The 13734-nt window shown below is 56.8% G+C and carries 9 protein-coding genes and 1 tRNA gene; 5 read left to right on the top strand and 5 right to left on the bottom strand.

Going from position 1 to position 13734, the window contains the following annotated elements:
- The first annotated feature begins 45 nt into the window (after positions 1 to 45).
- Positions 46 to 2448, top strand: coding sequence for a TonB-dependent receptor (locus tag LIS66_RS13620; RefSeq protein WP_227972334.1), 2403 nt, complete (start codon positions 46 to 48; stop codon positions 2446 to 2448).
- Between the two features lie 244 nt (positions 2449 to 2692).
- Positions 2693 to 2875, top strand: coding sequence for a hypothetical protein (locus tag LIS66_RS13625; protein WP_123419655.1), 183 nt, complete (start codon positions 2693 to 2695; stop codon positions 2873 to 2875).
- A 277-nt stretch (positions 2876 to 3152) separates the two neighbouring features.
- Here the strand turns inward: LIS66_RS13625 and LIS66_RS13630 are convergent, their stop codons facing one another.
- The 4 genes from LIS66_RS13630 to LIS66_RS13645 all read right to left on the bottom strand — a co-directional run bounded on the left by LIS66_RS13630 (position 3153) and on the right by LIS66_RS13645 (position 9613).
- Positions 3153 to 5474 (bottom strand): hypothetical protein, encoded by a 2322-nt coding sequence (locus LIS66_RS13630; protein WP_227972335.1) that lies wholly within the window; start codon positions 5472 to 5474, stop codon positions 3153 to 3155.
- Positions 5475 to 5499: 25 nt separating this feature from the next.
- Positions 5500 to 5574: transfer RNA gene (locus LIS66_RS13635), tRNA-Lys, on the bottom strand.
- Between the two features lie 169 nt (positions 5575 to 5743).
- On the bottom strand, positions 5744 to 7348 hold the full coding sequence (locus tag LIS66_RS13640) for a nuclease domain-containing protein (RefSeq protein WP_227972336.1): 1605 nt from the start codon (positions 7346 to 7348) through the stop codon (positions 5744 to 5746).
- A gap of 3 nt (positions 7349 to 7351) precedes the next feature.
- Complete coding sequence (locus LIS66_RS13645) at positions 7352 to 9613, bottom strand: McrB family protein (RefSeq protein WP_227972337.1); 2262 nt, start codon at positions 9611 to 9613, stop codon at positions 7352 to 7354.
- Between the two features lie 953 nt (positions 9614 to 10566).
- Between LIS66_RS13645 and LIS66_RS13650 the strand changes: the two genes are divergently transcribed.
- Genes LIS66_RS13650 through LIS66_RS13660 form a run of 3 tightly spaced genes read left to right on the top strand, consistent with a single transcriptional unit; the run spans position 10567 to position 12817 of the window.
- The gene (locus LIS66_RS13650; protein ID WP_042609959.1) at positions 10567 to 11082 is read left to right on the top strand and encodes a GNAT family N-acetyltransferase; all 516 of its coding nucleotides are present in this window, start codon (positions 10567 to 10569) and stop codon (positions 11080 to 11082) included.
- Between the two features lie 36 nt (positions 11083 to 11118).
- The gene (locus LIS66_RS13655; protein WP_227972338.1) at positions 11119 to 12159 is read left to right on the top strand and encodes a GSCFA domain-containing protein; all 1041 of its coding nucleotides are present in this window, start codon (positions 11119 to 11121) and stop codon (positions 12157 to 12159) included.
- Positions 12128 to 12817 carry a hypothetical protein gene (locus tag LIS66_RS13660; RefSeq protein ID WP_227972339.1) on the top strand — a complete coding sequence of 230 codons (690 nt, stop codon included), beginning with the start codon at positions 12128 to 12130 and terminating at the stop codon, positions 12815 to 12817. The genes LIS66_RS13655 and LIS66_RS13660 overlap by 32 nt, the downstream gene beginning before the upstream one ends.
- A 43-nt stretch (positions 12818 to 12860) precedes the next feature.
- Here the strand turns inward: LIS66_RS13660 and LIS66_RS13665 are convergent, their stop codons facing one another.
- Entirely contained in the window at positions 12861 to 13730 is an 870-nt protein-coding gene (locus tag LIS66_RS13665) for a TauD/TfdA dioxygenase family protein (RefSeq protein WP_083352789.1), read from the bottom strand.
- Between the last annotated feature and the right edge of the window lie 4 nt (positions 13731 to 13734).

Consider the following 13734-nt stretch of genomic DNA (forward strand, 5'->3'; position numbering starts at 1 on the left):
CGCTGGTCATTCCAGGCAAGTGAACAAAATCGAGAGCTTCTTCCAATGCCCGCAGTATTCCCAGGTCGTTTGCGTCCGTTGTTGCAGTTGAGTCTTTTGCTGAGCCTGAGTGCCAGCCCCGTGTTGATCCAATCGAGCTGGGCCGATGACGGCAGCCGCCGCAGTTATCAGGTCCCGGCCGGTAGTCTGAGTGCGGCGCTGACGCGGTTCGCCGGCCTGGCCGGAGTCAACCTATCGGTGGATCCGGCGCTGGTCAGCGGCCGCAACAGCAATGGTTTGGCCGGTGAACATGGCGTGGAGGAGGGGTTCAGCCGGTTGTTGCTGGGCTCGGGGCTGCAACTGCAACCGGTCGGCGATCAGGCTTATACGCTGGTACCCGCGGCAGAAGGCAGCACCTTGCAGCTTGCGCCTACATCTATTCTCGGCGCGAGCGGGTCAACCGAGGCCTACGTGTTTGCCGGCGGCCAGGTTGCACGGCGAGGCTCGCAAGGGCTGTTGGGCTCCAGGGATTTCATGGAAACCCCGTTCAGCATGACCACCTACACCAGCGAAACGGTGAAGAACCAGCAGGCGCGCACGCTCGGCGACCTGATCGGCAGCGACCCTTCGGTACGCGCGACCAACCCGGCCGGCGGACGCTACGAGCAATTCACCATCCGTGGCTTCAGCCTGTTCAACAGCGACGTTTCCTACAACGGCCTCTACGGAATCTTGCCGACGTACACCATCGACATGGAAATGGCTGATCGCGTCGACATCCTCAAGGGCCCGAGCCAATTGATCAACGGGATTTCGCCACGGGGCAGTGTAGGAGGGGGGATCAACGTCGTGCCGAAACGCGCCACCGACAAGCCGATAACCTCGCTGACGGCCAACTACGCCTCGAACAACCAGGTCGGTGGCGCGGTGGATGTCGGGCGGCGCTTTGGCGAAGACAATCAGTTCGGCGTGCGCTTCAACGGCGTCAAACAGTCCGGCGATACGGAATGGGATCACCAGAGTGTCGATCGCGACATGGCGGTATTCGGCCTGGATTTCCGTGGCGAACGCTTGCGGCTTTCCACCGATATCGGCCACACCGAACGCGACACCGACGCACCGCAGGAACGCGTGCAAGTCGCCGCCAATGCCAAGGTGCCGAACGCCAATGATGTGCGCGACAACTATGCGCAACCCTGGAGCAAGGCGCGCACCAAAGACACCTTCGGTACGGTGAACGGGGAGTTCGATGTCAGTGATTCGGTCATGCTGTATGGCGGCGTCGGCGCGCGCAAAAGCAATCACGACTTCTTGCGCCATGCCGTTTCGGTGACTAACTACGCCGGTGATTTCAGCGTCCAGCCGCGAGATTTCACTCGCGACGAAAATGTCCGCACGGCTACCGCTGGCGTTCGTAACTGGTTCCAGACCGGGCCGGTCAGCCATGAAGTGAATCTGGCGGCCAACTACTTTTATATGGACTTCGAAAACGGCGGCGCCCGTTACGCGGCCGGGCGCAGCAACCTCTACGATCCGGTGGAAATCGCCAGACCCGGCACGCCCACCCGCAATGACGCCAAGGTCTACACCGAGAACCGCTTCAGCGGCGTGGCGTTGTCCGACACCCTCGGTTTCCTCGACGATCGCCTGTTGCTGACCCTGGGGGCGCGTTGGCAGCGGGTCAAAGTCGATGACTGGAGCGACGGCATCAAGGGCGACACGGCCTACGATGAAGAAAAGGTCTCGCCATCGGGCGGCATTCTGTTCAAGGCAACCGACAAACTCTCGCTGTACGCCAACTACATGGAAGGGCTCAGCCAGGGCAAGATCGCACCATCGACATCGATCAACGAGGACGAAATCTTCCCGCCATTCATCAGCCGCCAGATCGAAGTCGGCGCCAAATACGACGCGGGCTCATATGCGCTGACGGCAGCAGTATTCCGCATCAAACAACCCGCCTACGAAACCAACGCCACTACGCGTGTCTTCGGCCCGAACGGCAAGCGCGAGAACAATGGCGTGGAACTCAGCGTATTCGGCGAACCGCTCAAAGGCTTCAGATTGCTCGGTGGAGTGATGTACATCGATAGCGAATTGACTCACACCACCAACGGAACATTCGACGGCAACCGCGCACCGGCGACACCGAAATACAACGTCAACCTTGGCGCGGAGTGGGATGTGCCAACGGTGCAGGGCTTGACGTTGACCAGTCGCGGAATCTATTCGAGTTCGCAGTACCTGGACCAATCCAACGACAAGGAAATCGACTCGTGGGAACGGTTCGACGTAGGCACACGCTATGCTTTCAAGCTCGACGAGAAGACCGTTACCTTGCGCGCCAATGTCGAAAACGTGCTGGATAAACGCTACTGGAGCTCGGCGGGAGCCTCGGATGACAGTGAGCCGGGGTTGACGCTGTCGACGCCGAGGACGTATCTGCTGTCGGCGACCGTGGATTTCTAGTGGAGCAGGGAAATGCACCGAACTTCGCCGATAATACGTTAACTACACTAAATGACCGTTTAGTTGAGCTATCAAAAAAGCCTCCCGATAACGGAGGAGATAATGAACCCAGCGCAACCAGTCGCACATCATCAGGTCCTCAAACGGACCTAAAAAACTGTTATTTCTTACAGTTTTAAAATTGCTCTGAGGGGCAAAGGATAGTCGCTGCGTAATGAGCACATTCCACCAAGGAGAAAACGCCATGACAACGTTCAGCGATGACCAACTCTTGAACCTGACTCCAGAGCAGTTGAAACAATTGACACCCGCGCAAGTGGCCCGACGAAATGATTTGATCAACAAACCAGCGGATCAGCGTGTTATCGCGAAACATACAATTATTGAGAAAACGATCAAGCCTACGAAGTCGACAAGTGGTGAGTAAATTCTCCAGAAGTCGAATCGGGGCATTTCAAACCAGATCAGAAATCCCGTTACGTCCAGTAGCGGGATTTTTTCAGTCGAATGATCGGATGGGGAATCTACGGCAATATCGGAGGTAGAGATTTAGCGGCTGTTAACGTGGCGGTGGATTTCAATTCCCCGTGGCAACCACGACAACCTCGTAACATCTTGTTACGTGTAATGTATATTATGTTAAATCATGGATGCGAATAGCCTCAGGCTTCAGATATCACATTCACCACTCCCAACCTCTCAGTCTAAGCAACGCCATTCGTTTGCAGCTTCAACAACCAATGTCTCTCGGTAGTCCATCCGATAAAAACCTGAGCACCTTCGCTTGCTTGGCGAGCCTCGGTCAACGGTGTGCCAGAAGCTGCTACTTGCAATCCTCTAATCGCCGGCAGGAACCTTTCACGAAATGCACTAGGCTGAGTCGCGAAATGGGCTTCGATACGTTCAATCGCGAATTGCATTTCTGCCTCATCGAGCATCGCTAGATAAAACACCATCTGCCGCCACGCGTACGCTGTATTTTTGATCATCACCAGGCTGGAGTGATAAAACCTCAACTTCATCTGCTGGCGTATGCATATCCATCTGAAGCATTCCTCGGCCATCGAAGCCAGGCGATCCTGCAATAGCGCTTTCAACCCAAGCTCACCAAATAAGAGCGAGAGGTTTTGTGTCGTCAGGATCTGTTGTTGCTCAATGATTTTCCCGTTAGTCGCCGGTCGCCATGCCCCCAGGCCCTCATCAGCGCGCTGGGAGCACAATCTGGCCAATGCGTCCCTGTTACTAGCGTCAGGCCTGGAGAACCTTTTGCGCCTGGATTTCGGTTGATCAGGAAGCATCACCCATTGGCTTGCATCAATGTCGTAGTAATTGGCGTATAGCGTGCCACCTGTCAAAGATGCCGCCTGCCTGGCAGCTCTTATGTACTTGTTCGAGAAAGCGCCCATGAAAATGTCCGAGGCGACTTCTTCCACAAAAGGCAGATCCAGCTTGGCCATCGCCGCAAGCGCGGCAAATTCCTGAATCAGTTTGTTGGGCAGGATCGCTTGAGGAAAAGCGCAAAGAGTCATTGCTGCGGATTGGATCAGGAACTGTTTCGCTGCCTCAGCGACCACCGCGTCCGTTTCTCGCTGGTCTTCAACAGCCGCCACCCACGGCAATTCCTTCATTTTGACCTGGGTTTGCAGATCCAACAGCAACAATGATCGGCGTTGTCGAAAGGCGCGATAGGTTGCGACAGACAGCATACGCAGCGACGTATCGCGAAATCCTGCGCTGCAGATCTCAGCCGTTATCGCTGGCAGCAGACGCGCCACGGTATCGCCAGATGTAATTAATCCCTTCTCGATCAATTCAGCAATTGTGCCCTTTCGACACCGCTCGACGCGTCGACGAATATCAGGAGGAATGCCGATACCTGTTAACAGCGAATATGCGGTCGCTTCTTCGCAGGTAACGGGTTGCAACAGAGATGAAAAGTCGGAAACTCCGTCCGAACCGGGATACCTGCTCAGACGTGCGGCAACCGCTTTAGCAAATAAATGGTGCCCGGGTGAGGACACGTGACTGCGTTGAGACTCTCTGTGCTTTTGATGAGATTCGGATTCGGGATGACCATGCTTGCGTACGAAATCGTCGACGATCCTGCGAATTCGTCCGACTTGCCGTCCCGTAAGCGACGTCGCATCGCTAGCGCAACGCCCCAGCAGTGCAAACAACTCCCCTACCCGATCCCTTGAGCTTTCAGCTTCACCTGAAGCGCTGGGGCAAGAAGCATCGAACTGCCGCTTCAGAATATTCGCCTGCTCGAACCAGCCCTCGGGGTACCGGCGACAAGGCCAATCATCCTGATACGTTACAAGGAACAGCGACACCGCCGAATCGTAAAGCGGTAAACAAGTTTCCACGACATGCTTCTGCACCGCCACGCGCGCCTGTGCCGGGCGATTTGAAAGCACGGCTCTGACATCCCCAACAGTAAAAACCTGCACTTGAGCGGTTGAAAGCGGCAAACCGTCAGAAGCCATCGGAAAGAATCGCAGCTGTTCAAAGAAAGGCGCTATCGCTTCAACCAGGTCCCATGCGTTCTCTGTACGTTGCTGCCCCAGCAACCAGGCCACCGTCAGCAGTGCAGCTTCTTCGGGCACCTCGATTCGATAATCCCCGCTCGCCAGCTTCGTTTGCAGTACCTCGATCCCCTCCTCCGTAAGGTGCCAAGTGTTGAGATCGAGTCGCTCGAAGCCAGGACGGATACCAGGAATCGAAGCAGCCAACTGTCGCTCGTACTCGGTCAGTGCACCGCCGGCCAAGAACTGCCCAGTGGCGAAACCTCCAGTGACGACTTCCAGCGTGACCCACTCAGGCACATCCGCGAATGGAGTTCGTGAGCCATACGACGCCGATCCCTGCAATATGTGCTCGATTACATTGCGCCAGCGCGCGATGCGCTTGCTCGTCTGTCCGTCATTGTCGAGGCCCGGAGCAGTGAGTGCTCGAGACAGTTGAAAGGCTGCATAGCCGGCACCTATGCCGGCGTTCGCATTCGATTCCCTATCGTCCCTGAGCATGAGTCCTTCCGAGCCTGCGATGTTGTGGGTCCGGGGGCTGGATTCGAACCAGCGCCCACCCGGTTAAGAGCCGAGTGTTCTACCGCTGAACTACCCCGGAACAGAGCGCGGATTGTCTACGAGCGTTGAACGATTGTGAAGATCGAAAACATTGCCGCTTGTGAACCTGAACGGTCGCACCGGCGTCGCGAACCAATACGCCGGGAGCCGAAGACTTTATTTCGGGTTGTGGGATTGTCAGCGAGTTTAGCGCTACTGTGCGAAATCGATTACTTCGCCGTTCCAGTAGCAATTGTACGCGCCGGAGCGTCCGCGATTGAGACTGCACTCAAAATACGTTTGAGCTCGATCCCCAGCGCCTCCCCTTCTGATTCAGCCCCGATTTGCCAAGCTCCGACCCCATAGTCCGCATGATAGGTCGGGCTGACAAGCGACATAACTTTGTCTGCCCGTGGTATCAGCAGCAATGAGACGTCAGGGTTGATGCCCTTCCACTGGAGACTGTCGTGATAAATGTGCGCTGACTCCATTGCATCCAGGACGCTGGCGCGGGCGCTGCGATACTTCGCGTCGAACACCAAGAAGCGCTTCGCCGAAGGCGAGTCCAACGTCACGACGATGTCCGGATATCGCTCTCGCGATAAGCTTTGAAAACCGCGATGCGCAGGTTGATCAATCGCTGGGCATCGGACTTGATAACACGCCTCAACGGTCACATCAGCCGCTATTCCCCGCCACACGATTTCTTTTAGACCCACCGATCGATATTCACGACTCCAGACGAGTTCAGGAAACTGACGTCGCAGCTGTGAGACTACAGTTACAAAGCACCACCGCTCATAAATCTCCCATGTTGGGCTGATCCACAGCGTCTCATCAGGATCCTTTCCAAACCAGCCTGAACGCAACGCGTACCAACCAAACCGATAAGCTCGCGCATATGCGGGGTGAGCAGAGATCGCATTCAATCCAGCAGCCGATAGACGCCTGGCAGTCACGATGCAGAAAGGTCTCGCGCGTTGAAGCCGTTGAAGCTTGCTAGCAAGCGACTCGGTGAACGCGATTCGACGTACGAGCCTTGGCGTTAATGCTGATCGGGTATCGCAGACCACTTCAGTGGCAGCTGCATGCTGAAGCCCCCTCACCACCTGCCGACACCGCCTAAGGAGATCGAAGAGAACGAGTCCAATGGCCTGATTGGCCGGATTGTCCTCTTCCTCGTAAGATTTGCTGACCTCGAAGCGAACAGTATTCAAGGCCGGACGCTGAGTGCTGGCAGGATGCAAGAGTGCCTGTCCCGTTGGCCCTCTGAGTGCCTTATGCACGGATGCGGAGTCCAACCGCTTGACCGTGTGCGCACTCACCGACGTGCGAACACTCTTCAAGGTTGTTAACGGCCGCTGAGATATCTGTTTGAGCGCGCGGTGAAACCGATCTCCATAGCGCCTCAGCCTCGCATACTGCAGATGCGCGTTGGTTAGCGCTCCATCATGGCCAACTCCAAACTGAGCCTCTTCTGTGCCCATAACGAGAGCCGGGTCGAAATCCAGTATCGCCTCAACCATGGCAGCGAATGCCTGACCTCCGAGCTTATTATCAGCTGCCGAAACGTCCAGCCGGTAAATGGCGGCAGTTCTCCCTCGGTCATCCAGAAGCTCTGCCACGACCTCTCCAGCATAAAAGCCTGGCGACCATAACCAAGCACACGCCTCGTTTTCGTCGACCGTCTTGATCAAGACGTCATCAATGTAGAAAGAGAAGCCTTCAAGCGCGGTAAAACGATAAACCTTCTTCTCCATAAAACCTGGGTTCAACTGACCTGGGTGCACGTCAAATCGAGCGTCCCCCTGCTCTACCTGCAAGATGATCGACATGGTCTACCGCCAGAATCTGGTCGAGCCGGAGTGAGCCAGATCGTCAGCCATTTCTTTGACTTTGCGCATCGACATTCCCAACCCCGCATTTTTGAGCGTGGTATGGAGCAATGTGAACACCTCCTGAAGTCGAGGGCTGTCTTCACCGCGCAATTTGGGGAGTATCTTCGAATAAATGGCATGGTCGAGTGCTCGTGAGAACTCGATGACACCACCCGCCTGCGTTTGCTGCAGATAGCCAATCACATCGTTGAGCGTGCGCCACCCGAAATGCAGTCGAGCTGGGCGAAGCACATCCATGAGTGAGGACATGAGATTTCTGACGATTGAAATCTGTTCATCCTCAAGCGAGCTCTTCTGCCAGCCAGGAAATGCTTTGATCTCAATGTCCCAAAACTCGATCACAGACGCTCGATCAAGCACCTTGTCGCTCAACCCATGAGTGGTCTCATCCATGTTCACGGTGCCGATGATCACGAGGTTGCTCGGATACGGAATGCCTGGAGGAACACCATCGATCTCGTCAACTTGACCGTGAAAGACGATCGTTTCGCCGGTTTCCATCGCTGAAAGCAGAGGCGCCAGATATTGTTCCGGATGAGAGAGGTTCATTTCATCAAGAACCAGTGTGTAGGGCTTCGTCGGGTTGGCGCTTGCCTGCAGGAGGAAATCCAGAACGCCGGTACGCACATATGCGTCAGACTCCAGCGGATTAACGTAACCCAGCAGACTCGTGTAGTCGTGCCAGCCTGGCTGGACAGGAACGATCAGCAACCCTTCACTTGGCTCGGGATCGTCCTGCCACAGACTCAGCGCATAATTACGGGCAAGTTGCGTTTTTCCCGCACCGCTTAAGCCTGTGAGTACCGCGAAATGGCGCCTCGGATGCCCCCACAATCCAGCATCAAGTTGTCCAATCAGCTCTTCTGGAAAGCGAAATTCTTGATCAAATCGCGCAATCAAGGCGCCTAGCTTAGGCCTCTCGATATCGATATCGAGCTGTACCGGAGGTATTTGAGCCAAGGAAGGGCTGATGTCTGGAATGCTCGCAAGACCCTTTGGTTCCCAGTGAATGCGGTTAACCCACTGTCTGCCCCTTTCAGTGAGGCTGAGCACTTTCTCGTAGATCGTGGCTAGATCAAGGTACCTGAACCAACTAATAATTGCTGAGGGGGCGAAATCAGACTTCCATCCAGGATTTGCCTTTCTGAGAGTGAGGATGGCCTCACGGTTGGATAACGGTGAGTCACGCAATGCCACTAGCAAATAGTCAAACCCCAAGATGCGGGTGATCATCCAGTCAATGATCTCATCTGGGTCACCCGACTCCAGAAATGCCTCGCCGCGGGGTGTTAATTGCAGGTTATTTCCGTTGGCACGCAGCACGCCCCATTCGGCGATCAGAGCGTTCAGCTGAGTGTTGCAAGTCGACGTTTTTGATTGAGGGCTGATCGATTGCAAGTGTTGGATGAAGTCTTCACGAGTGCATCCATCTGTTGCAAAGTCGATCATGCTTTGAATGGTGGCTGTGCCTCCGCCAATCGCCAGCAGACCGCGCCTCCTCCTTTCAGGAGGCAAGGGCTTGAGTACTTCGTCACCTGTCTCTAAGTCGGATATTTCGGTGGCTTCGCCTTCTGGGTTCTGAACATAGTTGACGAACATTAGCCAAGGCAACGTCAATCGTGAGACGCCCTCCCTGGAATAAACGTCAGCCACTTCACCCAGCACTTCATTTAACCGGTTCAACACGAGTCGGTGCAGATGACGTCTCTGACCGCTCAGTGGAAGCCCCAAGGCATGCGCCAGCTCTCGCAGTTTCCGATGATGCGCTATCGACGTGAAAGCACCTGGACAAAGCAACGCGAAGACGCGGTACATTTTGAGTCGAGGGTTTCTTTTGGTCAGCGCACCAACCGCGGACGCAATTTGCGACCAAGCTTCAGCGATGAGCATCTCATTCTCAGTAGGATCCCGGGTCTGCGCGTACTTTTGCTTCAGTTGCCAGAGGCTTTCTGCGATTTCCGAATTTTCGGCGACCGCAGATATGTTGATGCGCCCCATGCCTGTTGCCGAAACAGCCTCGGTATCCCAGAGCGCGAGTTGGAAGTCCTTGCTTATGAACTCCTCATGGGACACATCCCTGACACGCACCAACCATTTCTTGAATTCGGTGATCCAGCTTTGATTACCCGCCAAGGACATCACCTGCTCCTGGAGGCTAATACACGCAGTCCTCAGTTGTTCGTCGTCCTTAAGATCCAGCAAGTCCATTCTCCCCAAGCGATATTTATAGATGGCGAGATAATGTCACTGCTGCGGGCTGGAAGCCAGATCCGACCTTTGACGTAGCAGGAGGTAAGCGAGAGCATTTCACTATCTCTCACCCTGCATGACCTAGTCGTAGGCTGACGCACCGGCTTGATGGGTTAGCCATTATCCTGGAGCTTAATCGTTTTGAGCGGGCCAAAGCGGATTACAGGGATACGCTGGGATTTTTCCGCAGGGAGGACCTATGCAGCATTTTTTCAGTTGGGATACCCGTCGCGGCAACCATGATTGCACTGCCGACATTCAGCTCGGGTGACCCATATGAGCCTTGGCGGATTTGCACCGGACTTCTGATAGGCGCCGTCTCATCGCTGGCTTCCAGAGATATGGGCCGCAAGCCTAAAACCATCGCATCCTAACTGGTGGGCAGTGAAAAAATTTCGAGATACTCAGGCCATACGCTTCATCGCAAGTTTGAGGAGTTCATAAACGACTAGCAGGCATAACTGGAGCCCTAACGGGTTCCATGTTCAAATCTGACGTCCTTACACGGTCGATTCGCGCTCAGATGTCCGATGCGCGTCACATCCGCTCCGCATTACGTAAGAAGTAGGCTGGCCTGATACATGAACGCCTGAACTGATGGCGTTGCACCTTTCAGGATCACGGCTGTGGAGAACGCAACCGCGGCGAAAATGGAAAAACCAGCGATGCTCCGACGGCAACTTTTGCTGTGATAGGGATTTTCATGTTGATCTCATGGGATATTCAGGATTTACGAATTATCACATGTGCTGCCAATACCTTTGAGAGCTGCTTTATTAACGGTGTCAAGGGCAGCGCGGTGATGTCGCTGAGAATACGCTCACGAAATCCGCTGCATCATTGATCTTTCGCGCCACACCCAGTAAAAAACTGTCTTCCCTTTCCGCCCTTGCAAGGAGCTGCGGATGCTTGAGCTCACCACGCAACGCCTGGACCTGCGCACGATGGTCGAATCCGACTGGCCGCTGTTCCTCAGGCTGCATTCCGAGCCGCAAACCATGCAGTATGTGTTCGGTGAAATCGCCGAGGACCAGGTGCGCAAAGGCTTCGAGCATCGGCTTCCGGCCTGGGGGCCGCAGTCGGATCACTGGTTGTGTCTGGTGGTGATCGACAGGGCCAGCGGGCAGGAACTGGGTGTGACCGGATTCCGCATCCTGTCGCCGGGGCATGCCGAGGTGGGTTGCCTGCTGTTGCCCGAGCATCAGGGCAAAGGCTTTGGCACCGAGTCGCGGCAGGCGATCATCGACTATGCCGCGGCCATCGGCCTGGACTCGTTGGAGTCGACCGTGACCGACGGTAATATCGCGTCTTGCAAGGTTTTGGAGAAATGCGGTTTTGTATTCGAGCGCCGCGTGCCCCAGGCCTATCAGATTGGAGATCGGTGGTTTGACGACCTGATCTACCGCTATCAAATCAGCTGACCGGTTTTATCAGCGACCGCCAAGGAGGCCCTCCTCGTGAACCCTTATCAGTGCCTGCCACCCCGCGCTTTCTGGCGCACCGCCGTGGCTGACAAGCCCGCGCTGAACATCGATCAACTGTGGACGCCACAATTCGAGATCGGCAACAAGGACGCCATCGTCACCGCCGGCTCGTGTTTCGCCCAGCACATCGGCCGGGCGTTGGGCGAACGCGGCATGAACTGGCTGGATGCCGAACCGGCCCCGCCCGGACTGCCCGAAACCGACTGGAAGGCCCATAATTATGGGGTTTTCTCGTTTCGCACCGGCAATCTGTACACTCCGGCGATGCTGTGCCAATGGCTGGAATGGGCGCTCGGCGTGAGCCTGCCACCCGACGAAACCTGGGCCCATGACGGGCGTTTCTTCGACCCGTTCCGCCCCGCCGTGGAACCCGACGGTTTTGCCAGCGAGGACGCACTGTTCGCCTCGCGCGAAGCCACCCTCGATGCCATCCGCACCGCCCTGCGCCGCGCCAAAGTGTTCGTGTTCACCCTGGGCCTGACCGAAGCCTGGCAGAACCGCCAGACCGGTCTGGTGTATCCCGTGTGCCCCGGCACCGTGCGCGGCACCTTTGATCCGCTGCTGCACTGCTTCTGCAACTTCGGCTTCATGGACACCTATGGCGACATGGTCAGGGCGCTTGAGTTGATGCGTTCGATCAACCCGCAACTGCGTCTGCTGCTCACCGTGTCACCGGTGCCGCTGACGGCAACCGCCACGGGCGAGCATGTGTTGAGCGCCACCACCTATTCCAAATCAGTCCTGCGCGCCGTTGCCGGGCAGCTGTGCGAAGACCTGCACGACGTCGACTATTTCCCCTCCTACGAAATCATCACCGGCACACCTTTCAAGGGCGCGTTCTACCAACCCAACCAGCGGGAGGTCACGCCTGAAGGCGTGGCATTTGTCATGCGGCAGTTTTTCGCCGGGCTCGATGCGGTTCAACCGCTGCAGGCGCCGACCAGCGTTGCCTCTACCTGCGTGTCCAGTGAGGAGCTTGTCTGTGAAGACGCCGTGCTCGATTACTACGCCTAGGTTTCTGCTGCTGGGCGATTCCCATGCCGGGGTCATCGGCAAGGCGGCGCAGGCCCGCGAGTTGCCTTTCAGTGGCGGCCCGCTGGGCACCGGCCGGGATTTCGCGGTGGATTTTTTCAGCCTGACCCGTCATGACGTAGTGTTTCGGGACGTCGAGATAGAGCGCCTGTATCGCCAGGCCCTTGAGCCATTCGAAGTACCGCAACTGGCGAAGGTCGGGGTGCCGCTGGTGAGTACCATCGGCCTGAGCCTGCACTATCTCGCCACCGTGCCGAACTGGACCTGCTACCAGACGCCGGACGGCGAATTCGACGAAGGTTTTCTCACCGGGCCGCTGTTCGAGTCTATCATCGACACCTTGTCCCGGCCTGCGCTGGCGTTCTATGAACAGGCCCGGGCGCTGAACCTCAAGGTGTTCGCCGTGCTGCCGCCGCAGCGGGTGCCGGAGCTGTCCGACCCCCGCGTGTTCATGGCCGCGCAGGCGCTGCTGATCGAGCGTCTGAAAGGACTCGGCATCGAGCTGATTGACGTGCGCGCGGCGGCGAATGATGAGCTGGGTTTTCAGCTTCCGGCGTACTGCGAGGTGGATGACCCGTTGCACGGGAATCTTGCGTTCGGCGAGTTGATCGTCGAGCAACTGCTCAAACAAGGCCTGTGAATGAGCGGTGGGAGCGGCGCCCTCTCCCACCGGTTTTTTAGACTCAAGCCTTGGGCTGCGTCCCCAGAATCGTCACCCGCTCGCCATACCGCGAGTGCGGAAAATAATCCCAGACCGCATGGTGCTGTGTGCAGCGGTTGTCCCAGAACACCAGGCTGTTCGGCGCCCAGCGCACGCGGCAGCTGACGACCGGTTCGCGGGCGACCAGGTCAAACAGCATGTTCAACAGTACCTGACTTTCACCGTCAGACAACTGGACGATGTGCGAGGTGAACCCGGAATTGACGAACAGCGACTTGCGCCCGGTTTCCGGGTGGCGAACCACCACCGGGTGCTCGGTTTTCGGCAGATTGGCCGGCGCCTCGTAGCCCTTCCACGGAATCGCACCGTCATGGATCGCGGTCAATCCGCCGAGAAACTGCTGCATCGTCGGCGACAGCATTTCCAGCGCCAGGTGCATGTTGGCGAACAGCGTGTCGCCGCCGGTGCCGATGGCCGGGGTTTCCTTGACGTACAGCATCGAGCCCATGGACGGCGCCAGATCGGCGGTGCCGTCGGTGTGCCAGGTTTCGCCGGCCACGTAGCGCGATTGCGCATTGGCGCGGATCACCACCAGCTCCGGGTCATCGCCGTCGATGTCTTCCACCGGCAGAGCCCGCAGCTCACCGAACAGCCGGCCAAACGCCTTGTGTTCGTCCACCGTCAGGTGCTGATCGCGGAACACCACCACGTGGTTCTCCAGAAAGGCCCGGCGGATTTCCGTGAGCTGCTCGTCGCTCAGCGGCTGCGAAAGATCGACGCCGCCGATCTCGGCGCCGATGATCGGCGTGATCCGCTCGACCGTGATGTGCTGATACGGCGCGCGTCGTTCGGCGGCGATGCGCTCGATTGCCTTGAGTGCCAACTGATCCATGTTC

Source organism: Pseudomonas sp. HN2 (genome assembly GCF_020736465.1).
Lineage (GTDB): Bacteria > Pseudomonadota > Gammaproteobacteria > Pseudomonadales > Pseudomonadaceae > Aquipseudomonas > Aquipseudomonas moraviensis_A.